The sequence below is a fragment of the Scytonema sp. UIC 10036 genome, from assembly GCF_009725235.1.
On sequence record NZ_WJFC01000099.1, the window covers coordinates 21,219 to 45,833 of the forward strand.

At 41.8% G+C, this 24,615-nt stretch carries 17 protein-coding genes and 1 pseudogene; 11 read left to right on the forward strand and 7 right to left on the reverse strand.

What is annotated here, in order from left to right:
- The first annotated feature begins 301 nt into the window (after positions 1-301).
- Positions 302-4,900 (forward strand): caspase family protein, encoded by a 4,599-nt coding sequence (locus F7734_RS35135; RefSeq protein ID WP_155749137.1) that lies wholly within the window; start codon positions 302-304, stop codon positions 4,898-4,900.
- A gap of 14 nt (positions 4,901-4,914) precedes the next feature.
- Here F7734_RS35135 and F7734_RS35140 read toward each other — a convergent pair whose 3' ends face one another.
- The 3 genes from F7734_RS35140 to F7734_RS35150 all read right to left on the reverse strand — a co-directional run bounded on the left by F7734_RS35140 (position 4,915) and on the right by F7734_RS35150 (position 8,509).
- The gene (locus F7734_RS35140) at positions 4,915-5,343 is read right to left on the reverse strand and encodes a universal stress protein (RefSeq protein ID WP_166482343.1); all 429 of its coding nucleotides are present in this window, start codon (positions 5,341-5,343) and stop codon (positions 4,915-4,917) included.
- Positions 5,344-5,449: 106 nt separating this feature from the next.
- The gene (locus F7734_RS35145; protein ID WP_155749139.1) at positions 5,450-6,253 is read right to left on the reverse strand and encodes an SDR family oxidoreductase; all 804 of its coding nucleotides are present in this window, start codon (positions 6,251-6,253) and stop codon (positions 5,450-5,452) included.
- A 258-nt stretch (positions 6,254-6,511) separates the two neighbouring features.
- A complete protein-coding gene (locus F7734_RS35150) occupies positions 6,512-8,509 on the reverse strand; it encodes a hypothetical protein (protein WP_243147253.1) in 1,998 nt (665 codons plus the stop codon).
- 673 nt (positions 8,510-9,182) lie between these two features.
- Here F7734_RS35150 and F7734_RS35155 point away from each other — a divergent pair.
- Positions 9,183-9,617 carry a hypothetical protein gene (locus F7734_RS35155; protein ID WP_155749140.1) on the forward strand — a complete coding sequence of 145 codons (435 nt, stop codon included), beginning with the start codon at positions 9,183-9,185 and terminating at the stop codon, positions 9,615-9,617.
- A 250-nt stretch (positions 9,618-9,867) separates the two neighbouring features.
- Positions 9,868-10,695 carry a carbonic anhydrase gene (locus tag F7734_RS35160; RefSeq protein WP_155749141.1) on the forward strand — a complete coding sequence of 276 codons (828 nt, stop codon included), beginning with the start codon at positions 9,868-9,870 and terminating at the stop codon, positions 10,693-10,695.
- Positions 10,696-10,874: 179 nt separating this feature from the next.
- Here the strand turns inward: F7734_RS35160 and F7734_RS35165 are convergent, their stop codons facing one another.
- Entirely contained in the window at positions 10,875-12,176 is a 1,302-nt protein-coding gene (locus F7734_RS35165; RefSeq protein ID WP_155749142.1) for an exonuclease SbcCD subunit D, read from the reverse strand.
- Between the two features lie 380 nt (positions 12,177-12,556).
- Here F7734_RS35165 and F7734_RS35170 point away from each other — a divergent pair, with 380 nt between their 5' ends.
- Positions 12,557-13,567 (forward strand): hypothetical protein, encoded by a 1,011-nt coding sequence (locus tag F7734_RS35170; RefSeq protein WP_207714288.1) that lies wholly within the window; start codon positions 12,557-12,559, stop codon positions 13,565-13,567.
- A 691-nt stretch (positions 13,568-14,258) separates the two neighbouring features.
- Complete coding sequence (locus F7734_RS35175; RefSeq protein ID WP_155749144.1) at positions 14,259-14,510, forward strand: hypothetical protein; 252 nt, start codon at positions 14,259-14,261, stop codon at positions 14,508-14,510.
- A 47-nt stretch (positions 14,511-14,557) separates the two neighbouring features.
- Here the strand turns inward: F7734_RS35175 and F7734_RS35180 are convergent.
- Positions 14,558-14,890: pseudogene (locus F7734_RS35180) on the reverse strand (gamma-glutamyltransferase); the annotation flags it as partial.
- Positions 14,891-15,003: 113 nt separating this feature from the next.
- Between F7734_RS35180 and F7734_RS35185 the strand changes: the two are divergent.
- The 3 genes from F7734_RS35185 to F7734_RS35195 are packed head-to-tail and all read left to right on the forward strand — an operon-like array spanning position 15,004 to position 16,076.
- Positions 15,004-15,306, forward strand: a complete 303-nt coding sequence (locus F7734_RS35185; protein ID WP_155749145.1) for a DUF2887 domain-containing protein — start codon at positions 15,004-15,006, stop codon at positions 15,304-15,306.
- A gap of 40 nt (positions 15,307-15,346) precedes the next feature.
- The gene (locus F7734_RS35190; RefSeq protein WP_166482344.1) at positions 15,347-15,742 is read left to right on the forward strand and encodes a type II toxin-antitoxin system Phd/YefM family antitoxin; all 396 of its coding nucleotides are present in this window, start codon (positions 15,347-15,349) and stop codon (positions 15,740-15,742) included.
- Complete coding sequence (locus tag F7734_RS35195) at positions 15,735-16,076, forward strand: type II toxin-antitoxin system PemK/MazF family toxin (RefSeq protein ID WP_155749146.1); 342 nt, start codon at positions 15,735-15,737, stop codon at positions 16,074-16,076. The genes F7734_RS35190 and F7734_RS35195 overlap by 8 nt, the downstream gene beginning before the upstream one ends.
- A 65-nt stretch (positions 16,077-16,141) precedes the next feature.
- Here F7734_RS35195 and F7734_RS35200 read toward each other — a convergent pair whose 3' ends face one another.
- Positions 16,142-16,372, reverse strand: a complete 231-nt coding sequence (locus tag F7734_RS35200; RefSeq protein WP_155749147.1) for a hypothetical protein — start codon at positions 16,370-16,372, stop codon at positions 16,142-16,144.
- 125 nt (positions 16,373-16,497) lie between these two features.
- On the opposite strand from F7734_RS35200, the gene F7734_RS35205 reads away from it, so the two are divergent.
- Positions 16,498-16,641 carry a hypothetical protein gene (locus F7734_RS35205; protein WP_155749148.1) on the forward strand — a complete coding sequence of 48 codons (144 nt, stop codon included), beginning with the start codon at positions 16,498-16,500 and terminating at the stop codon, positions 16,639-16,641.
- Positions 16,642-17,055: 414 nt separating this feature from the next.
- Positions 17,056-17,499, forward strand: a complete 444-nt coding sequence (locus tag F7734_RS35210) for a hypothetical protein (RefSeq protein ID WP_155749149.1) — start codon at positions 17,056-17,058, stop codon at positions 17,497-17,499.
- A gap of 140 nt (positions 17,500-17,639) precedes the next feature.
- Here F7734_RS35210 and F7734_RS35215 read toward each other — a convergent pair whose 3' ends face one another.
- Complete coding sequence (locus F7734_RS35215; RefSeq protein ID WP_243147254.1) at positions 17,640-18,692, reverse strand: AAA family ATPase; 1,053 nt, start codon at positions 18,690-18,692, stop codon at positions 17,640-17,642.
- Between the two features lie 455 nt (positions 18,693-19,147).
- Between F7734_RS35215 and F7734_RS35220 the strand changes: the two genes are divergently transcribed.
- A partial coding sequence (locus F7734_RS35220; protein ID WP_155749150.1) for a HAMP domain-containing protein occupies positions 19,148-24,615 on the forward strand: 5,468 nt, incomplete at its 3' end.

A 24,615-nucleotide genomic window follows, 5' to 3' on the forward strand; every position in this document is an offset into this window, starting at 1 on the left:
AATGTGAACACGAAGGCTAGTCTTTACAAAAAAACTGGTTTTTTTGTTGAGCCAACAAGATATCAAGTAGGGGCGCAATGCCGCCGCGCCCCTACAAGTCTGAAACGACCATTATCCGTTAACACATATAATGGTCAATTTGTATAGTGCGTAAGTCCTAATTATTAAAACTCACGTAAAGACGCAATTTTGCGTAATTTTTATGTTAAGTCATGATATTTATGCATAAGCTGATTTTGCTTAACACTATTTAAATATATAGGTAATAGATAGTTTAAGCAGTTATTTATAACTTCCAATTATGTCCAAGCACGAGTTTCAGCGGAATTTTGCCGTTATTATCGGGATTAATGATTATTCAAATGGCATCCCACCCTTGGAAACGGCTGTCCCTGATGCTTGCGAACTTGCTCGGATTCTGGAAGATTACAAATACGGTGTGCGGCTGCTTTTAAACCAAGATGCTTCTTTGGAAGGACTGAACCAACTACTTGCTGCTTTTCACGCACAGAAATTACCTCTTGATCGAGAAACGATCGCACTCAATGAAAATGACAGGATTGTATTTTACTTTGCCGGACACGGTCTTGCTCTGGATGCATTGGAAAATGAAGAAGGTCCGGCGGGTTATCTTGTACCGGCTGATGCTGAGTCAGGTCATATCAGTACTTACCTGCAAATGCAGAATTTACACGATGCTCTGCTTGCTCTACCTTGCAGGCATTTGTTAGTTATTCTTGATTGCTGTTTTGCAGGCGCATTTCGTTGGTCAAGTCACAAAAGAAATGCCTTGCGGCGTTTGCCAGTTGTGTATCAAGAACGTTACGATCGCTTCATTCAAGACCGAGCTTGGCAAGTCCTAGCATCTGCGGCTGACGATGAGAAGGCTTTGGATTTTGTTGCATCTCGTGGAACGGTAGAACATCACTCTCCTTTTGCTGCAGCACTGTTTCAAGCCTTACGCGGTGATGCCGATATTTCTTTACCAGTTAAAGATGGCACACCAACTGGGGATGGAGTCATTACAGCAACAGAACTCTACTTTTATCTGGGGGCGAAATTGGCAACAACGACTCAAAAACTCCACAGTCGCCAAACTCCTGGTTTATATCACTTAGCAAAACATGACAACGGGGAATACATTTTTCTAGTTCCCGGTCATAAATTGAACTTACCACCTGCTCCTCAACTGAATCCTGAGAAGAACCCTTACCGAGGTCTAGAATCTTTTGATGAGGCTCACAGTGAGTTGTTTTTTGGAAGAAAGAAATTAACAGAACAATTGAGTCGGGTTGTTTGCGATCGCCAATTAACGGTAGTCTTGGGAGCCTCAGGAACAGGTAAATCCAGTCTTGTAAAAGCCGGATTATTGCCTTATTTGCGTAAATCTACTATTCATGATTGGTATATTATTGACCCTATTCGTCCCGGTATTTCTCCAAGAATTGTACTTTCTCAAGTTAAAAAGAAGATATCAACGGCAAACGATCGCCAATTGTCACTGCTTGCTGTCGTAAATGCTTGGTGCAATGCCAATCCTCAAAAGAAACTACTGCTTGCGATCGACCAATTTGAAGAATTGGTTACCACGTGTCAAAACGATGAAATGCGATCGCAGTTTTTAACAGAACTGGAACAAGCACTTGCCCAACCACAGTTTCATATTGTCATAACGCTCCGCTTGGACTTTGAACCACAGTTTTTAACATCTGCTTTTCCAGATCGTTGGATGGATGCCCGATTTTTGATACCGCCAATGACTCAAAATGAGCTTCGAGAAGTCATTGAAAAACCAGCAGCAGAAAAAGTCCTTTATTTTGAACCAGCACAATTAGTAGAGCGATTAATTAATGAAGTTGTTCAGATGCCTGGAGCACTTCCGCTCCTTTCTTTTACTCTGAGCGAACTTTATTTGAAATATTTGAACCGTCGAGGCGATAACCGGGCTTTAACAGAACAGGATTATAACGACTTGGGGGGAGTCGCAGGCTCCCTAACCCGTAGAGCAACCAAAGAGTATGAAAAATTAGTACAAATGGACTCTCTTTACGACTACACTGTTCGTAAAGTTATGTTGCGAACGGTCACTGTCGATGGCGGTGCTTTGGCTCGCAGACGGGTTCCTTTGCGCGAACTAGAGTACCCCAATGCTGAAGACAACAAGCGAGTTAAGCAAATTATTCAATGCTTTACCGATGCTCGATTGATTGTCAGTGGAAAAGAACCTAATGGGGAACCTTTCGTAGAACCCGCCCACGATGCTTTAGTGTTGGGATGGGATCTTTTACAAAAGTGGAAGGACGATAAGCAACAAAATGAAAGTTTAGTGCTGCGCCAACGTCTGGCACTGGCTGCTCATGATTGGCACGATCGCGATCGCAAATCGGCTTTTCTCTGGAGTCGTGACCCCCGCATTGCCGTGTTAGAAAAAGTTCTAGAATATCCTCCCCAGAAGAACTGGCTGAATCAGCTAGAAACGGAATTTGTGAAAAGTAGCATTCAAAAAAGACAAGATGAACTTGAAGAAGCTAAGGAGCGTTTGCGAATCTCACAAGAACGACAGCAAATTGCTCGGGCTCGCCTATTAGCAACACAAGCACAAATGATACAAAGGGAGGATATTAGTTTACTGCAATTGAGTACTTTACTGGCTGTTGAATCCATGAAACGCTTCAACAAGCTAGAAATGAGGTATCTTTTGGCAGATCAAACCCTACGTCAAGGGCTGGCTTTGCTCCCACGCTCTATCGCTCGGATCGATAAACATAGCTTTCAGAATTATACTTGTTCAAATTCATTAGCCTTTTGTTCTGATGGCAAACATTTAGCGATCGCCAATGATGCCATCAGACTGATAGAAATAAAGAGCGGTCAAGAAGTGGCTAGTCTAGAGTATGAAAAAGATTTAAAAGTTGCCACCATCAGCCCAGATGGGAAATATGCTGCTACTTGTTGTCAAGATGGAATCGTCAAGATTTGGAATTTAAAAAATCAACAATTCATTGCACAAATAGTCAGCGAGCGACCCGTACAGCATATTATTTTTAGCCCAAAAAGACAATATATAGTTATTGTAAGTGGTGGTTTTAGAGGTGTATGGCAATTGACGGATTCTTTAGAAGTCATACCTGTGGGATTGCCATTAGTAAAATTACCAGAGTTTTATAGCGGTCAAGAGCCGATTTCTTTCAGTCCGGATGGCAATTATTTAGCTGAATTTATTGAAGATAATCCTGGTTCTGGAGAAGGGAGAAGACAGGTTTGGAAACTTTCTACCAAGCGGCGAATTATCAACGAAACCGTGAATTTATCTTCACCAACTAGCTCCGAACTCAATTTGGCTGTTCGCGAAAATGTTGATGACATGGCATTTAGTTTAGACAGTAAATTTTTTGCGGCAACAGTGAATTTAACTACCGTTAAAGTATGGAAAATACCAAGTGGTAGAGAAGAGATGACTGTAGAGCATAATGCATGGATTAATACTATTGCCATGAGCTTTAATGGTCAGTATATGGCGGCTGGAGATAGGAAAGGAGAAGCAATTGTTTGGGAGGTTCCTCGCGGTTATCAAGTGACACATATCAAAGATAACCCCACAACCTGGTTGAGTTGTGTTGTCTTTAGTCCCGATGGAAATTATTTGGCTACTGTGGGGAAAGGATTTAACAAAATTGCTAGAATATATCACGTTTTTCGAGGTCAAGAAGTTGCACGCCTGCTCCATGAAAACTATGTTGTCAATATCGCCTTTAGTCGAGATAGTCAGTACATAGCAACTCAGGAAGATAGCAATCCAGAAAAAGGGTATAGCGATACTGTACATCTATGGCAGATTGTTGATGACTTTGATGGTAAAGTTGCGCTCGAACTTGATAGAGAAAAATTTGTTAATAGTATCACTATAAGTTCTCGCGGTCAGTATTTAGGAATAACTTGCAGCCAAGCTCATGGGTTACAAGTTTATGATATGAATTCTTATCAGGAGGTAAGATTTATCAAACATCAAGGAGCACATTATGCTGTTTTCAGTACAGATGAAGAATTGGTAGCTACTGTTGGCGATGATAAAACGGTAAGACTTTGGGAACTAGCAAGCGGTCAAGAATTGCTAGCGATGGAACACAATGCGAATGTGATTGCGATCGCCTTTAGTCAAGACGCAAAATTCTTAACTACATTAGTTCACTTGACAACTATATATAGAGACAACATTGAAGTTTTAATTTGTGATATTATAGTATGGGATATTATAAATTATCAACAAAGTGATAAATTAGAAAATAGCAAAGTCATCAGCATCAGTTCAGATGGAAAATCTTTAGTAATTCTTCCTAAAGATTCAAATTTTACCGATAAAAATTTATTGGTTCTAAAAATTTTAGAAAGAGAAGAAGTGACACGTATAAAGCTAGATAATGAGGGATTAAGTGAATTTATCCTGAGTACAGATGGAAAATACCTAGCTGGGTTTGGTGGATTTTATGGTTCGGATACATCCGTAGACAGTGATGGTTTCATCCAAGTGTGGGACTTGTCCGGTGAAGAAATTTTACCTATTATAAAACTGGGTAGAGCGGTGACAAAAGTAGTTTTCAGTCCAGGAAGTCGCTTCTTAGCAGCAGCTGTTGGTGGTGATACTGTCAGAATATGGGATTTGATAAGTAAGCAAGAAGTGTCGCGTATTGAAGTTTACGGAGGTATAAATCATATTATTTTTAGCTGGGATAGCGAACACTTAGTAACTGTTAATTGTTTAAACCAAGTTCAAATCTGGAATTTACAGCCAGAAGTTTTGATTGAAGAGGCATGCAGTCGATTGACTTGCAATTTAACTTTAGAAGAGTGGGACTTGTATTTAGGTGAAACTTATCAAAAAATTTGCCCCAATCTTCCTTAAATTTTAAATTATATTTAACTGCTAAAAGCCTCACCTTGTAAAACTAAAACAGAACAAGGGGCATTGTGAAGGACATAACTGCTGACGCTCCCTAATAAAACTTCTGTGAAACCTCTAAAACCTCTGCGACCAAGTACAATCAGATCTGCCCTCCAACTTTGTGCTAAATTGCAAATTGATTTTCCGGGTTCTCCCACTCGGCATAAAGATTCTACTGCAACTCCTTGCTCTTGTGCTTTTTTCTTGTACCCTTGAAGTAATTCTTCGCCTTCTTGAGTTTTCTCTTTGATTTCAGTTGGAAAAGTGAGTTTTGAGCCAAAATCCACACAGTTAAAGAGCATTAAGCAAGCTGACTCTTTTTTTGCTAATTGTAAAGCCTCCTCAAACACCACCTGTGTTTCAGGTGATGCATCAAGAGCTACCAAAATTTTTTTAAACCCCACAGACAACCTCCCATGTCAATTGCTGCTGTATAACTGTTATTTTCCTACAAAAACATAACATTTGTCATTTGTCATTTGTCAAAAGTCATTTGTTATTTGTTACTGGTCACTGTCTTTCCTGCATACTTCTAACAATTTTTGTCACCATTTTTCTTGTGCTAAATCTTACACTAGCAGCTAATATTTTATTCTTGATTCCAGTAATAACAACAGTTTTCCCTTCCATTAAGGCAGTATAGCCAATTTTGGCTACAGTTTCCGAATCCATAATCTTTTGACCTTTAACTAGTTTTGAGTCTTCCATTGCTGCTCTTTTCTGAAAACCAGATTCTGTTGGTCCCGGACAAAGTGCTGTGATTGTAACACCAGTCCCCTCTAATTCGTTGGCGATCGCTTCAGAAAAAGATAAGACATAAGCCTTGGTTGCAAAATAAACTGCCATCAAAGGACCGGGCTGAAATGATGCAGTTGAAGCAACGTTTAAGATTTTGCCATAACCTTGCTTAACCATATCTTTAAGAAAGAGCTTTGTTAAATGGGTGAGACACACCATATTAACTTGCATCATTTCCAGTTCGGTATTAAGGTCGGTTTCATTAAAGAAACCATAAGTAGCAAATCCAGCATTATTGACTAAAATATCTACAGTAATATTTTCTTGTTGTAATTCTTGGAAAATTTCTTCTGGAGAGGTAGGTTCGGATAAATCCTTGGGAATAACTTTAACTGTAATGCTGTATTTTTGATTGAATTCTTGTGCAATTATAGCCAGCTTTTCGCCACTTCTCGCTATGAGAACAAGATTGTAACCTTCTCGAGCAAATAACTTCACCAATTCATAACCAATTCCACTAGATGCTCCAGTAATAAGTGCTGTTTGCTTCTGGTTATGTTGATTTGTTGTTTTCATAACTTTCTTTATAAGAGGTAGTAGGGGAGCAGTGGTAGCCCTGTCAAGGTGGATTAAAATTTCAGGAAATCAATCGTCTTCTCACCTCTTACCTCTGTGTACTCTGCGTCCTCTGCGGTTAAATAAATGACTTTTGAACCGCAGAGGCACAGAGAGCGCAGAGGAAAAAAATGTTGCCTTGCCACATGAATCAAAATTTTGTGAGTCACCTTGACAGGGCTAGGTGAGCAGTGCCCACCCTACATAGCTAGAGAAGCGTTAAAAAGTTTTCACAAACTCAATCAACGCTTTCTTATCTTCATCAGATAGTTCCGATCCAAAGGTATGACCCTTGTCCTCAATGAAATCAGGAGACTTGTTTGCCCTTATAAGCAAGCGTGCAAGTTTGCCTTTAATACCACCTTCAGGTCTCACATCTTGAAGAAAATGCAGAATGTTGAAATCTGTGATTGCATCTCTAATGTTGATATTTGCCACTAAGTTCACAGGTGTTTCTTTAGGAACGGGAAGCTTAACAATTCCACGAGGTAGTGTTAAGGTGCTGGCTTGAGTTGTCCGGCTGATAATACCTTCACGTTTTTCAGGCCACAGCATTTTTTCCATTGCATCTGTGTACGCTTCTACACGTCCTTTAACAGTTGGATCTTCGTTGTAAATTCCCAATGTATTGTTGTGCAAAAATGGTGCTGTTGCCCAAATACTAATGAGCGATGGTGTGCGATAATATCCCACCCCCCCAGAAGGCACTTCAAAATTAATGGGTGCGCTTTTGTCAAAGGGATTATCTAGCTTTAAGGTGCCTGGTGATGGCAATTCCTTATACGTCTTAGAAGAAAATTGTTCCCAAATATGCCCTTTTGTTGCATTTGTTGCTAACGCACGTCCCGCGTTTGTGCCTATAAGGGTGACGGGGTAACGCTTGTCATCGGACAAGAAGTTGTGGTCTAAAAAGTCACTGCTCAATACAGATTCCAAATACCACTGTTTGGCTTTTTCTGGATCGGCTGCAACTTCTGCGGGAGGCTGTTTGCTGGAATGACAGGTAGCACAACTGTTGGCAAAAACGGCTTTACCGCGATTGAGAATTTCTTCATCTTTGGTTAGGAATGTCTCACCATCAGGCGCATCTTTCAAATGCATAGGTTGGATGGTTTTTAAGAATGCTTCCATATCTCCCATGCGGGCTTCTGTTGCTCTCCAGTCTCCGCATTCCTTCTTGGCTTTTTCGATATCAAAAGGTCGTTGTGGTTTTCTGCCTAGTATGGGATCGTGGAGACTCAACCAGTAATCACCGCACATCCCAATGTTGACGTAAACCCGCAGTGATGCATTTGCGACTCCAGTAGAATCAGCCCCATCTTTGAGAATGTGATTGACTTCCTGTGTGGAACCATCGTTCATGACTTCGGGATATTTGGGGCGATCGCTTAAATTGAAGATAGCATTGACTGCATTGGGGGCGTTAATGTAATCTGTCGCGATGCGAGAAGTATCAGAAGTCCCTGGCTTTTGTGAGTGCAGCACTTGCCATTTAAAATCATCTGGCTTAATTCTTGAGCCAAACAGTTCATTTTCCTTGATGTACTGATTCCCCAATGCTGCTACCAAGTTTTCCCATTTTGGGTGTTCTGGATCTTGGGGCGGGTTGAGGGGGTTTAAGGCTACGTGACAAATAGCACAGGATTGTCCGATTCGGTAAGGAGGTTCTACTTGTGCGTCTTGCTTGTATTTTTCTAAGTCCCATTTTACAGGATCGAAGTTGGGATTTTTGAACTTTCGCAATCCAATTACCCCTGTGGATTGAGAGTCTTTACACTTATCGAGCCACAAACCATATTCATCTGGTTCTGTTGCTTTTTCACAGCCCGGATCGTTGATTGCGCCGAAACGCTTGAGCCGTTGGTCGCGATCGCGTGAATCCATTAAACTTAGTAAATCGACTTCACCATGTGTTCGCTTTGCTACATCTCTGTAATATTTATCGTTTCCACCCGTCCATAAGTACCAAGTACAACGACCTCGCTTTTCCGCATCTGTCAGGTTGTCGTCGTATGGTAAATAACCAAGACCATCACAGTTATTGACATCATCTGAGTACTCAGCACCAGATGCTGTAGAGTACCCAGTTGCAACAGGTATAGAAGTTTCACTAGATTCGCTAGCGAAAGCTGTAGATGTTCCATAAAAGCCGCAGACTATAAACATAATCACGGCAAGGAGCAGACAGCTAGTAAATAATAGACTTGTCTTCTTCATAAAACCCACTTGTCGCAAGACTACACTTTTATAACTCACGTATTGGCAGAAATTTAAGCGGTTGCAGTTAGTTACCTTTAGCTTGCTCTTAACTTGAACAAAAACGATCTGCCTTACTTAAATAGGTATGAGCACAATTCACTCATGCACTTCGAAAGTGAACTCCATATTAAAATACAATGAGTGATTCAGATTCAAAATAGATAATTCCGAAACGATAAATACAATTCTTTACAATTATTTTTCTATTTATGACATTTCTTTGTGAAGCTACAATATATTTTTACCCCACAGCTAAATCTTTCCCCCCAATGCCTTGAGGGAACTACACGGAAGTTCAGAAGTTGAGAAGATGCATCTTTATACAGAATTGCTATGACATTTTTTATAATCCTGGTGTTCCCTAAATGCATGAGTGAAATTTGCTGACACTTACATAAGTAAGAAGGCTGATAAGCAGTTCAACCTAAAAAAACATAAAATGTTCGTAGTTGCGCTGTCTATGCCTGCGGCACGCAAGGGCGGCGAACGCGCTTGGTGCAACTACGAGCCTCAAGCATTTTACACTTAATTTGTTTGACGCTACTGATTAAGTAAAAAAGCTTAGAGTGCATAACTGCTCTAATGCTGGAAGCCCTTTGCCTATTTATTTTTGCTCCAGAGGTAATTAAAAATGACAATTACAATGAAAGACTTGATGGCAATGACACCTACAGAATTAGATAATCTTTATAAAAACAGTCCTATTGGTGAAATTCCCAATGGTCAAAGCAATGGGAAGGTTCTCTTTGTTTTTCAAATTTCCATGTGGGAAGTCTTTTCATCTTTAATTGATTCATTTCTTTGGCAGGGAAAGATTTTTGACCGAGAGCAAGGATTGTTGCTCAATCGGCTGACTGTCTTTGGGCTTCATATGGTCGATGCTAAAGTTTACAGGGGAAATAGTTGGTTGAGTGAAGGAGAATCCATTATCTTGGATTACTCCAAATCTTCATTTTTTCTTGCTCAAAAGATTCGGGATGAGATTCGTGAAGTTGCTCCTGGGTTGTATCTGGGACAAGCTTATTGGGATCGCACCCGAGTGCTATCTTTTGCCTTACAATTCTAAGCTATTGAAAAGAACAACCAGGGCATTGCCCAATCTCCAATGCCCGTTTCACGTTGGCACTTTGGCATCATTGGAAATTGTACAATGAGTATTGTATGGATTAAGTGCAAGAGTGTCGAAAGACATCATACCCCGGAGAAAAACCGGGGATTTTTATAAAATCTCATAAACTTTACACTTTAATACAAGAATTGATACAACCGTAGCTTTACGAGGGAGAATAAAGACTATTGCCTGTCTGGTTAGCCCTATGAAAAAATTGATTAGAGGTCTGCGCGAATTTAAAGCTAGCTACTATTGCAGATACCAAGAGCTGTTCAAACAACTAACTCACGGTCAAAATCCTAGAGTGTTGTTTATTACCTGCTCTGATTCGCGTGTCGATCCAAACCTAATTACCCAAGCTGGTTTGGGTGAATTGTTTGTCATTCGCAATGCTGGCAATATTATACCCCCATTTGGTGCAACTAATGGTGGTGAAGGTGCTTCAATTGAATATGCTGTTGAAGCACTGGATATTCGACAGATTATTGTCTGCGGTCACTCACATTGCGGTGCAATGAAAGGGCTACTGAAGTTAGACAAGCTGCGTGAGGAAATGCCCCTCGTGCATGATTGGCTCAAGTATGCAGAGGCAACCCGACGCTTAATACAAGACCATTACAGCCAATATGAGGGGGAAGAATTGCTAGAAATTCTCACTGCCGAAAATGTACTGACTCAAATTGAGAATTTACGGACATATCCCGTCATTCGCTCCAAGCTCTACCAAGGACAATTAAGTATTTATGCTTGGATTTATCACATTGAAACAGGAGAGGTTTTGGCATACGATGCTGAAAATCATGCTTATGTCCTCCCTCAAGCTCAGCTTCCACCAACAGAGTTAGACGAGGCCCTACTTCTTCCTCTTCCTTCTTGCGAGATATGCGATCCTTCTACTGAAACATCGGTAAAAGAGGTTCAACCAATCCAGGAAATTGAGATAGCTAACCATAACCATCATCCGTTTCCAATGACTTCTCTTTCTCAAGAGCAGCTAGAGCGAATTTATCGAGGCTCAAAGTCATATAAGTAACCAGTGACCCATCAGCCACTCTCGTTCCCAGCCAGAGGCTGGGAATGCAGTCCGCGAGGCTCTGCCTCGCACTTCTGGCTGAGTACGGGAGGCGGAGCCTCAAGTCAGGCATTCCCAGGCTCTGCCTGGGAACGAGGTGAAGGAGGTGAAGGAGGTGAGGAGAGTCTTCCGGTCACCGATCACAGCAATTTTAACTGAGTATCTCTACTATTGGTTAAGGCAAGGTCTTGTTCTTGAGTCAGTGGTTCGAGAGCAACTTCCACATCATCAGCTAATAAATTGTGTGCCGCTTCTAACATTAATTCTGCTATGTCTTTGAGGTCATTACGGTTATCTAAGTAAGTTTTTAACGCCTCCATTGGGTCAATACTATTACTTGCACTTAACTCTGGAATACGGGGACGAGCCAATTGACTGACCAATTCTGGTTGGATGCTATGGGTATGAGCTGCACTGAGAGCACGGTGCAATTCAGAGGTATCAATTAAATCTAGTTGTTCGGAACGAAGTTTGTAAATCAATCGTACAACAGTATCCTGGATGTTGTGTTTTGCGATCGCTTTCACAATTGCGGCTTGTGGCTCTTCTATCTTAGAGACATCAATCTCAATAGTCTTAAAAGTTCGTGCGGGTAGGGGGCAAAATTCCCACTGAGTGTCACCCCGTTCGATTTCCAACATTACATAACCTTTTTCTTCCTTTTCTTCACTAAAATCCACCCTTTCGATACTTCCCGGATAAACAACAGGGGGATTGTTAGACTTATTAAGATTTTGATGGCGGTGTACGTGACCTAAGGCGACATAATCAAAGCAAGGTCGTGCTAGCAAAGAGACAGGAAGTGTAAAACCTTTTCCTACGGCTAAATAACGTTCTGCTCCTAAAGAAGCATTATCGGCCATTAAATGGCCCAAAAGAATAGTTGGTACATTGGGGTCAAGACGGCGAATTTCTGCTTCTAGTACGACTTCAAGACGTTCGATCAGCAGCTGGTTAATTTCTACTAAAGATAAACCTTCAGTCTCTTGGCGAGTCATCAAAGTTGAGCGAGTTAACCAAGGAAGGGTCAGAATTTGTATTAACCCATTACGAGTTGTGATGCGATGGGTTGTTAAGCGATCGCCTACAATGACTCCCGGTACACCCAAGGTACGATAAATGCAAAGACTAGCGCCCCCCAGTCCTTGAGAATGTTGATCGTGATTTCCTACAAGTAGGACTGTGGGGATATTGGCATCTGCAAGGCGACGAAACTGACTGGCAAAAGCTTCTTGTACGTATGGAGGTGGAGTTGCGTCAGGAAAAGCATCACCTCCAAAAATGACTAAATCGACTGGTTCTGACAATGCTCTATCAATGCATAGTGATAAAGAATTAACAAAATCCTCCAATCGCGTGTTCAATCCGGTTACGGGATTAATCTTTCCGTGGGAAAAACCACTTCCCATATGGATATCAGAGAGATGAAGAATTTTTATCATAATTTGGTTAAGAGGTCATTTGTCATCGTCAAGAGAGCTTGCGGACATAGGATAGACTTGCCCGTAGTATGAGTATACTGGCTGTATCGTGTTGTATCCATTAAGTTTTTTAAGTCAAACTCCTTCCCATTCCGCTTCCAGAGAAATCTGGGTATTAGACTAAGAGTCATATTTACCAAACATCTGCCTTTAGATATATATTTTAATATTTTATTTTGTGAGAGTATAATGGCAAAATTTGTGATTTCTCGTCAGTTTTCAGTTAACCTCACAATAGCAATTAAAACGTGACTCCCCATAGAATTTTCAACCATGACATCATGGTCTGTACCCATGAATCTGTCATAGGTAATCATCTGTATTCTGGTAGGGTGCTAGGTTTGACTGACCCAAATGATATTATTCAGTTGCACCCAGATTTAAAGTCGCAATGGGATACAATTACAGAACACTATGGACGGATAGGTTTAAGCCATAGTAAAAATGTCATCTGGGATGTCTCGCTTAGAGTTTTGGAAGACTATCCTAACCTGGAGATTTCCCTTTTCTTCTTTGGCAATCCTGGAAACAAAGTCGGTTGTGATGAAGATTGGTTTCGCCGAGTCGATTCTGACTGGCTGAACGTGGTTAAATTTATAAACTGCAAGAACAATTTTATACACCTGGCACACCAGCTTGGAGTTAGCGTTCCTCTAACGTTTTGTTTTGAAAACAAAGCTGCTATCAAAGACTTATCTGAGTTTTCCTATCCGTGTTATTTCAAACCTACTATTTCCGTTGATGGTGCTGGAATTAGGCGATGTGAAAACCCACAACAGCTTTCTCAAATCCTCACAACGTTTCCCAATACAATATCTTTACAAATCCAGGTGGAAGTCACAGCTTCCTCTTTTTTAAATTTGCAATACTGCGTTGTGGCGTCAAAGCTTCAACGTCTAGTCGTAACTTCTCAATTACTCGATGGTTACACCCATATAGGCAATTGCTATCCCAGCAAGCATCAGCCTTGGGACACTGTTGAACCAATAGCCGAATGGATGACGCAACGTGGGATGAAACAGGTATTTGCTTTTGATGTTGCTGTCGTGGAAGATGCAACACAGACGCGTTATCTAGCGATCGAGTGCAATCCACGCTTTAACGGCGCATCATATCCTACAGGTATTGCCAAGAAACTTAATATTACCAGTTGGAGTTGTGAAACCTTTAAGACGCGATATTGCTCGCTCGAAAACCTTGATTTCAGTGATATTGAATTTAATCCTAAAAGCAATACTGGCATTGTGTTGGTTAACTGGGGTACTATTCTAGTGGGAAAAATCAGTATCCTGCTTGCTGGAACTGTTCAAAAGCAGAATGAACTCAGAAGCATCTTGAAACAGCGATTGTGAGCGGGCGACATACGAGAAAACACTCCTCTTCAATGTCTAAAAATTGTAACGCTGAGTCATCGTTAATACATATTACGCGAACAAGTATTTTGTATCCAAAGTCCAATAGGGCAAAAGCTCACTAAAAACCTTATTAATGACAAATCACTTATAACAATCATTAAAAATTCAAAATAAAAAAAAATGTAGGTTATCAACAAATTGTTCATTGTAAACTTCTGATTTAACAATTATATATAAGTAAGAAGCAGTAACGGCTTTCTAAGTTGTCAGTTGTCAGTTGTCAGTTGTCATTAGGCGTGCGTTATTTCCCCTGCTTGTGTGCGAACCTATCCCTAACCCCTAACCCCTAACCCCTAATTTCTACTAAAAACCAATGTAAAAAGTACTTAAACATACATAAATTCTCCGGAACTGCAAATAACATTGGGTATACAAGTAGATAGACGTAAAGCTTAATGCTTATTTTCATCCGTCTGATTGTACGCAGCTTATAAGGACTACCTAAAAGTTGGCTTTCATTAACCTATGTATGTGTTTGTAAAGTACTTGCAAAATATCCTCATTTATAATTTTTTTTGTAACTTTGGCAACAAAGTGAAAAGAAAAAATTACCCCTATTGGGTGAGGTGATACTTGACATAAGTCTGCGAATATGCATTCAAGAGCTGAAGAAATTAAGGAGTCTGATATGTATAGACAAATGTGCTGGTTATCACAGTCTAGCAAAAGTGAGAACAAGATTCTGCATTTGCAGACTGCACCCAATCAACCTTGGCGTCCTTACACCGCGTTTCCACAATTTTCTGTTCCCGATTATCCAATACCAGGAGGTTCTAAAGGTTGGGCGACTTATCAAAAACTTTTAAAAGCAGGCTGGACATTAGTGCCTAGCGCACGCGCCAATGAGTTTAGCTCCAAATCCATTGAAGTTAAGAGTTAATACCATTTTGGATTTTAGATTTTAGATTTTGGATTGAGAAAGGCAACTTAATAGCCTTTTGCGGAACCTTCTCCGCGTGGATCGCCTGCGCTTTCTAAAATTCCATCAGGTGCGACTACAATTGTGTTGATATTTCCCCAAGGCGCAGTTTGCTTAATCTTGTGTACCCGTCGTTGTAATTCTATGATGGTAAGAGCATCTAAACTTAAAGGTTATACTCTCAATTCATCTGGCAACCACTGATGATGTATGCGTGGTGCGGATACGGCAGAACCTGCATCCATGTTGTATTCTAGTACATTAAGAATCACTTGCAATACTTGAGTAATAATTGTGCCACCACCAGGCGCACCTACTGCCATAAGCAGGCGATCGCTCTGCAAGTTCCTAACATTGATTAGTCATGAGTCGAGAGTGTCTTTGTGTAGGAGTCATGCGGTTAATAGTTGAGAAGAAAACTCAGGAAAAAACTGGATAACTTGCCAGACAACTGATGAGTCAAGCCGAACAAGCGCTAACCGATGTCATTTTGAAGGAAAAGGTTTTAGAATTTATTCAAACAGTTGTCATTGATAAGTTTACTAACTTGAGTCGGGAGGAAATTGCCGCTATGCTGGGTTTAGAATCTTTGAAAAAAAGCAGAGTTTATCAAGAAACAAGACAAGAAGCTATACTGGAGACTAAGTTGGAAATGATACCAATCTTATTGGAGATGGGATTAACTATTGAGCAAACTGCCGAGCGCTTAAAGCTGGATGTGGAAACTGTCAGAAAACACGCTCAACAATATTGGTAGAGTTAGCAAGCGATCGTATGATTTTGAATAGGAGTTCCATGTGACAAAAGTAAATATAAATGTAGATGACAACAATTTTCCAAAACTGATTCATCGAGTTACGGAAAGTGGAGAGCGTATAGTAATTGAACAACAAGGGAAAGCAACAGCTGCAATTATTACCTATGATGATTTAAAACGACTTGAAGCATTAGAAGCTGCCATACTTAAAAAAGCAGAACTAGAAGAATATGAATTGCTAACAGTAGCAATGAAAAATTCAGCTTTTGATTTTCTTAAAGACCAAGAAGAAGATATTTACACCTTAGCTGATGGAAAACCATTTCACGATCTAGAATATGCTCAATCGGTAGTAAGTGAACCAGATTTCTGTTCCATAACAGAGCCAGAAGAAGATATTTACACCTTAGCTGATGGAAAACCATTTCATGATTAAGGGTAAAGTTGTCTTAGTTCCTTTTCCTTATGATGATTTATCTGTCAATAAGTTGCGTCCAGCAGTTTGTTTGACCACTCCTGTAGGAGCACGTCGTCATGTCATTATGGCTTATGTTACCAGTCGTATCCCAGATACTGTATTAGAAACGGATATTGCGATCGACAGCAGTCATCCCGACTTTGCTACTTCAGGCTTACGAGTTGCCTCTACTATCAGATTACATCAATTGGTAACAGTTTCTACAGTAGTTATCCAGCGCGAACTAGGTGAATTATCGTCAGATACCTTAACTCAAATTGCTGAGAAATTGTGTAAGCTGATGAGAGAGTAAATTATTTTTTACTGCTAAATAAAATACTAAAAGAAAATACAGCAAATGCTACTCGTTTGCCTAGATTAAAAATCGCCTCGACGCTCAGCAAGTTCCTGTTCGAGTTCTTCATCACTCAATAGAGGAACGCCAGATGCGATAATACGTTGACGGATTTCCCATAACTTTTTACCAAGGGGAGTTTGTGGAACGAACTCTGGCTGAGGCTTAAGAGTTTGCGCGAGTTGAAGTACTCGATCTTGGGCTTCAGGGGAGAGTTCGCGCCAATATTCGAGTAGCTGTTCTTCTTTACTCATAATAAGCTTCTTCGATCTCTATTGTCATTTTACTTTCTCGTTTTGCCACTTTCTTGAAAACGGCGTGAGGGATTCAGATTCATTATTCGCCAACAGCATACGATCGCTGAGAAGAAAACCGTCTTTTGCAAGAGCGATCGCTAGCTTTTATACCAGCAGGACGCGATCCAGCAGGATTCGGTGCATTTGGTCTGCGTGTCCCACATCGCAAGAGTCTAGTGCTAGTTGGTGGTAATATCAGGATGGATGGTGGTCACAACAAGGGTTAACCCTCGTAATACATCGAGATTTGACCCTTGGGGTAATCCGGTCTGGCGTAGCAACGAATTCCCGAAGACCTTGTTTGATTTCCAGTCTTATGAAAAAGGGGCTAACTTCGTGGGGACGGTTAATGGCTACATTGCTCATTCTGGATTGAACGCTGCACGTAACATAGCGCTAAAAGCAATATTGCGACACAGAACTAATCTCGTGTTTAGGACAGGTACAAAGTATCAGGCTAACTCTGCACGAGAGAAAGCCTAGAACAGTAATGTTTTAGGTGTGCAATGAAACTAGAACGAGAATCTGCAACCTCTCACTTTCATTGTACTAGGCTTGGGTAGACTGCCTAATGGTTCCTACCGAACTACGCTCCAAGTGGTTGGGTCTACGATCCGCTTGCTACTGGAAGCGACTACGGAGTGAGCCTAGAAAGTGAAGAAATGATGGTGTTTGACTCCGGTTTACTCCGTTATTTAGCTACTCAACTAAATGCTTATGGTGGAAGAGTTAAGTTGGGAGGATTGGCAGAACCAGGAATAGTAGCTCTCTCAATCGACGATAATAAATTCAGCTTGAGCTTCCCTTCTCAAAGTACTAGAGCAAACGTATCTTTGACTAATGGCCGAGTCATTATTAATAGTAGCGATCGCACTTTCAATAACCGTGTTGCTCAATTTGGTACAAGAGTCGGAACTATTGATGCGGCTAGTGGCTTGTTTGTTCTTTCTCAAGGTTCTGGAATCGCAGGAGATATTGAAGTCATCTCACCCCAAATTCGTTTAGACAACACTGGAACCATCAACGCTACATCTGCATCCGGTAATGGCGGTAATATCAAAAAGATTATTAAAACCATCAGCTAAATAACTTTTGAAAGGCGACCAATAATCTCTGGTTCCTTTACTGGGTTCTAGATTTTTTGCCAACCAAGCATTTCCTGGTTGTCGCACTTTTTTATCAAAATCAGGTGGTTCTGGAGGAGGATTAAATGGCATCATCTGTGTTATACTCCAGATAACCCAAAGTTTCTTTTCTCCGTTGTTACTATCCAACGAGGCCAAAATGGATCGTGTCCTGGTAAAACTCTTTGAAGTTCCTGATGAATTTGTGTTGGTCTTCTCAAATTTTCTGGAAACGCATTCATATCATCATCGCGCATCCAAGCTTCTGCTGCTTCAATTGCGATTTCTGCTTCTTGGGAACGGGCTTGTTTGAGTCCAAAAATTGCTGAGGTTAACCATCCCACTGTGTCCCCTTGTTTTGACCAAGGTACTTCGTCAAGGCTAACTTCTCTATCTTGTAATTTAAATAAAAATAATTTATCTTCTTGCTCGTTAAAATTTGGTTCTAAGGAAGCAAGAACAAGGGGCGAATGAGTTGTTACTAAAGCCTGTATCTTTGTCCAGGGTTGTAATTTACACGCTACATCTAAAATAGCTGGTAAAATAACCCTCTGCCAACAAGGATGCAAATGAGATTCAATTTCATCCATTAGTAAAACTATCCGATCTACTGGTTCTTGCTGTCGTAGTTCAGAAGCTTTTTTATGTTCGTACCAAGTCCATACTAGTAAATAAGCTAGTCCCAAAATACGCTTCATTCCTGCTGATGTTTGGGTGATAGGAACATTTCCATAAGGTAGATTAACTGTAGGAATATCGCGCACGTCTTCAATAGAAACTCGCGTTGGTTCTCCCACTTGTATCCATTCTGAAGGGTGGGGCGCAAGTTTTGTAATGACATTAGAAAAGAGTTGAAATGGATATTTCTTGGGTTGATTTTGCCATGTTACCCAATCTTGAATTAGACCATTACAAAGCACTTTATCTTGTGACTTTAATCCATTCCAGAGTGTATTTGGATTAAAATTATAAGCAATCTCGCGTTGACGGGCTGGGTCAAAAACAGAATAACTTCCATCAACACGCATATAAATAACTACCTCTTTTAATAAAGGAGGCATTTGTAAATTACGCCAGCTTAATGATAGTCTAATAGACGGACTAATGGCGCTGACCCTGGCTGCTACCCCAAGATTTGGCGATGCAGGTAACATTAGTGCGTTTTTGTTAGCACTTTTGACAGTTATTGGCTGTTTACAGTATGAGAACGACTTGAGGCACTTGAAGCTACAGCACCCTCAAAAAACCTAGAGAGTCAAGTTTAAGTAAAAAATTATACTATTTAACCCTGCTAACTTGGATTGATAATTTTCATACCATAGATAGATACAAATAATGTATTTCAAAAGGAGTGTTTTAAATTAGTTATAGTTTAAAGAATACGCCTTTTGGCTAAACATAAAGTATTGAGGTCACCAAAATCCATTTATAGAAACTTAAACTTCTGTTTTCGTCCCCTTTCCAAGGTCTGGGTTAAAGTGGGGTGAAACACAATCTCAGACACAGATTTATAAACTCTCATATACTTGTGTATACACTTTAGCCTTAAATAACAAGAATACCCTGCTCGCTGGTTACTGGTCACTGCTCACTGCTCACTGTAATAATCATGGTTACGGAATTAACAACGAAAGAAAGTGATAACTTAGATCTCAAACAGCTACTAAAAACCCTCTCAGCTGTTAAGAAAGGGGACTTTTCAGCCCGTATGCCCATCGACCAAACGGGTATAGCAGGAAAAATAGCTGATGCTCTCAATGACATAATTGAACAAAATGAGCGATTAACAGAAGAGCTACAACGCATTAGTAATGTTGTAGGTAAAGAAGGTAAAATTACCGAGCGAGCAACCCTTGGTAATGTACGGGGTTCTTGGTCAGCTTGTGTTGATTCTGTCAATACTCTAATTACAGATTTGGTTCAGCCAACGGCGGAAACTGCGCGTGTTATCCGGGCTGTGGCGAATGGTGACTTATCCCAAACTATTGCACCAGAAATTGAAGGTAGACCTCTCAAAGGAGAATTCTTACAAACTGCCCAAATGGTCAACACGATGGTGGGACAGTTAAACTCTTTTGCTTCTGAGGTGACACGGGTAGCCCGTGAGGTGGGTACTGAAGGGAAACTGGGAGTACAAGCAGAAGTTCCGGGAGTTGCTGGAACTTGGAAGGATTTAACAGATAGCGTCAACTTAATGGCAGGAAATTTAACTGCTCAAGTCCGTAATATTGCGGAAGTGACAACAGCAGTAGCAAACGGTGACTTGTCGAAGAAAATCACTGTTGATGTCAAAGGAGAAATTTTAGAACTGAAAAACACCATCAACACGATGGTAGACCAACTGAATTCCTTTGCGTCTGAGGTGACGCGGGTGGCTCGTGAGGTGGGTATTGAAGGAAAACTAGGTGTTCTCGCTGAGGTCAAAGGTGTTGCGGGGACTTGGAAGGATTTAACAGAGTCGGTGAACATGATGGCGGGAAATTTAACCGCTCAGGTACGTAATATTGCAGAAGTGACAACGGCAGTGGCGAATGGCGACTTGTCGAAGAAAATCACCGTTGATGTTAAGGGGGAAATTTTAGAGTTGAAGAATACGGTTAACATCATGGTTGACCAACTCAACTCTTTTGCATCGGAGGTGACTAGGGTTGCAAGGGAAGTCGGTGCTGAAGGAAAATTGGGAGGTCAAGCTCAAGTCCCTGGGGTTGCAGGAACTTGGAAGGACTTGACGGATAGCGTGAATTTCATGGCAGGAAGTTTAACCGCCCAGGTACGTAATATTGCGGAAGTGACAACGGCGGTGGCAAATGGTGACTTGTCGAAGAAAATTACTGTGGATGTGAAGGGCGAGATTTTGGAATTGAAAAATACCATCAACACCATGGTGGATCAGTTAAATTCTTTTGCATCTGAGGTAACCAGGGTTGCGCGAGAGGTGGGTACCGAAGGGAAACTCGGCGTACAAGCAGAAGTACAGGGGGTTGCAGGTACCTGGAAAGATTTGACGGACAGCGTCAATATGATGGCTGGAAATTTGACGGGTCAAGTCCGTAATATTGCTGAGGTGGCAACTGCGATCGCAAACGGTGACTTGTCGAAGAAAATTACTGTAGATGTCAAAGGGGAGATTTTTGAACTCAAAAACACCATCAACATCATGGTGGATCAGTTGAGTTCTTTTGCTTCTGAGGTAACCAGGGTGGCTCGTGAAGTCGGTTCGGAAGGAAAACTCGGCGTACAAGCAGATGTGAGGGGAGTTGCTGGAACCTGGAAGGACTTGACGGACAGCGTGAATTTCATGGCGGGAAGTTTAACAGCCCAAGTGCGGAACATTGCGGAAGTGACAACCGCAGTGGCAAACGGTGACCTTTCCAAGAAAATCACAGTGGATGTGAGAGGCGAAATATTGGAGTTGAAGAATACCATCAACACCATGGTGGATCAGCTCAACTCTTTTGCAGGTGAAGTCACGAGGGTAGCCCGTGAGGTGGGTGCAGAAGGAAAATTGGGCGTACAAGCTGAGGTCAAGGGCGTTGCGGGAACCTGGAAGGATTTGACCGACAGCGTCAACTTTATGGCAGGAAATTTGACAGCTCAGGTACGTAATATTGCGGAAGTGACAACGGCGGTGGCAAACGGTGACTTGTCGAAGAAAATTACTGTGGATGTGAAAGGGGAAATTTTGGAGTTGAAGAACACCATTAACATCATGGTGGATCAACTCAGTTCCTTTGCATCGGAGGTAACCAGGGTAGCCCGTGAGGTGGGTACGGAAGGGAAACTGGGCGTGCAAGCTGAAGTGAAGGGAGTTGCAGGCACTTGGAAAGACCTTACGGGTGCGGTGAACATGATGGCAGGAAACCTCACCGATCAGGTGCGGAATATTGCAGAAGTGGCAACTGCGATCGCAAACGGTGACCTTTCTAAGAAAATTACAGTACAGGTGAAAGGTGAGATTTTTGAACTGAAAAACACCATGAACATTATGGTGGATCAGTTGAACTCCTTTGCATCAGAAGTCACCAGGGTGGCGAGAGAAGTAGGTTCGGAAGGAAAACTCGGCGTCCAAGCGGATGTGAGGGGAGTCGCCGGAACTTGGAAAGACTTGACCGACAGTGTAAACTTTATGGCGGGAAGCTTAACCGCCCAAGTCCGGAACATCGCAGCAGTAACGACAGCAGTCGCAAACGGTGACTTGTCCAAGAAAATTACCGTTGATGTCAAAGGCGAGATATTAGAACTGAAGAACACCATCAATACAATGGTGGATCAGTTAAACTCCTTTGCATCTGAGGTCACTAGGGTTGCGCGAGAGGTGGGTACCGAAGGGAAACTTGGCGTACAAGCCCAAGTACCAGGAATTGCAGGGACGTGGAAAGATTTGACCGACTCGGTAAACTCAATGGCAGGAAGTTTAACCTCCCAAGTGAGGAACATCGCCGAAGTCACAACAGCAGTGGCAAACGGTGACTTATCCAAGAAAATTACCGTAGATGTCAAAGGCGAGATATTAGAACTCAAAGATACCATCAACACAATGGTGGATCAGTTAAACTCCTTTGCATCAGAAGTAACTAGGGTAGCCCGTGAGGTGGGTACCGAAGGTAAACTCGGCGCACAAGCTTACGTAAAAGGCGTTGCAGGAACTTGGAAGGATTTGACTGACAACGTGAACTCAATGGCGGGTAACCTGACAGCCCAGGTGCGAAACATTGCGGAAGTCACCAAAGCGGTGGCAAACGGTGACTTGTCCAAGAAAATTACCGTTGATGTAAGAGGTGAAATTCTCGATTTGAAGAACACCATCAACACAATGGTAGATCAACTCAGTTCCTTTGCATCTGAGGTAACTAGGGTAGCTCGTGAAGTGGGTACGGAAGGTAAACTTGGAGGTCAAGCACAAGTCACCGGTGTTGCGGGAACTTGGAAAGACTTGACCGATAATGTGAACTCAATGGCGGGGAACTTAACAGCACAAGTGCGAGGGATTGCGCGAGTTGTGACAGCCGTTGCTAACGGTGACCTGAAGCGCAAACTGATGCTTGATGCTAAGGGGGAAATTGAAACCCTAGCAGAAACCATCAACGAAATGATTGACACCCTAGCAACCTTTGCCAATCAGGTGACTACTGTAGCCCGTGAGGTGGGGATTGAAGGAAAATTGGGAGGTCAAGCGAAAGTTCCCGGTGCGGCTGGTACGTGGAAGGATTTGACGGATAATGTAAATGAACTGGCTGCAACTTTGACAACTCAGTTAAGAGCGATCGCAGAAGTTGCAACAGCAGTCACAAAAGGTGACTTAACACGTTCGATTTCCGTGGAAGCACTGGGTGAAGTCGCCATCTTGAAGGACAACATCAACCAGATGATTGCTAACCTGAGAGAAACAACCCAGAAGAACACCGAACAAGACTGGTTGAAGACAAACCTAGCTAAGTTCACCCGAATGCTACAGGGTCAGCGCGACTTAGAGACCGTTTCCAAATTAATTCTCTCGGAGTTAGCACCACTGGTAGGAGCATCTCACGGTGTCTTCTACATTATGGAAGGCATAGAAGACAATCCATTCTTAAAGCTACTAAGTAGTTATGCTTACCGGGAACGGAAGCACCTTGCCAATCGCTTCCACCTTGGCGAAGGTTTGGTGGGACAGTGTGCTTTGGAAAAAGAACGCATTCTGCTGACAGAAATACCCTACGACTATATTAAGATTGGTTCTGGGTTGGGAGAAGCACCGCCACTCAACGTTGTCGTTTTACCAGTCCTATTTGAAGGACAAGTCACAGCCGTGATTGAATTGGCATCATTCCGACGCTTCAGTGAAATTCACCTGACTTTCTTTGACCAACTCACCGAAAGTATTGCAATTGTATTAAACACCATTGCGGCTAGCATGCGGACTGAAGAGTTACTCAAGCAATCGCAGTCTTTGGCACAGGAATTACAAGCACAGCAAAACGAACTTAGGGAAACAAACAAGCGCTTGGAACAACAAGCCCTCACCCTAAAAGCTTCCGAAGAATTACTGAAGAAGCAGCAAGAGGAGTTACAACAAACCAATGCCGAACTTGAAGAAAAAGCAGAGTTGCTAGCGTTGCAGAACAAAGAAGTTGAACGTAAAAATCAAGAAATTGAATACGCAAGACGTTCTTTGGAAGAAAAAGCAGAACAACTCTCCCTTTCCTCAAGATACAAGTCCGAGTTTTTGGCAAATATGTCCCATGAATTGCGGACACCACTCAATAGCTTGTTAATTCTGGCGAAGCTACTATCAGATAATGTTGGGGGCAATTTAACAGATAAACAAGTCGAATACAGCCGGACAATTTTCTCCTCAGGAAATGACTTGTTAGCACTAATTAATGACATTTTGGATTTAGCGAAAATTGAATCCGGGACTATGTCAATTGATATAGACCAAATGCTGTTTACAGAATTGCACCAACAAATAGAGCGTACCTTCAGACAAATTGCAAGTGACAAAAACCTCGGTTTTCACATCGAACTCGCTGCAGATCTTCCCAGAAGCATTCATACTGATGCCAAACGTTTGCAGCAAGTGTTAAAAAACCTGCTCGCCAATGCATTCAAGTTTACTGAACGTGGAGAAGTCCGCTTGCAAATGTTTGTAGCAACTCAGGGATGGTCTCACGACCACGAAACTTTAAGTCGCGCCCAAACTGTCATCGGCTTTGCTGTTAGCGATACAGGTATTGGCATTGCTAATGAGAAGCAAAAGATAATTTTTGAAGCGTTTCAACAAGCGGATGGAACCACCAGCCGTAAATACGGTGGTACTGGGTTGGGCTTGTCAATTAGCCGGGAAATTACCCGTTTGTTAGGTGGAGAAATTAAACTTGTTAGCCGTCTGGGTGAGGGAAGCACCTTTACACTTTATTTACCCCAAGCCAGAGGATATGAGGATTTGTTGACATGGCGACACGGAAACACAGTTTCTTCATCGTCTCCCTCTGGAATGACCGATCAATCTCATTCCTTACTGCAAAATAACTCATCCCAGCGTCCCCTACCTGCTACTTCCACTACTCCCACTACTCCCCCACTCCCCCCATCTCC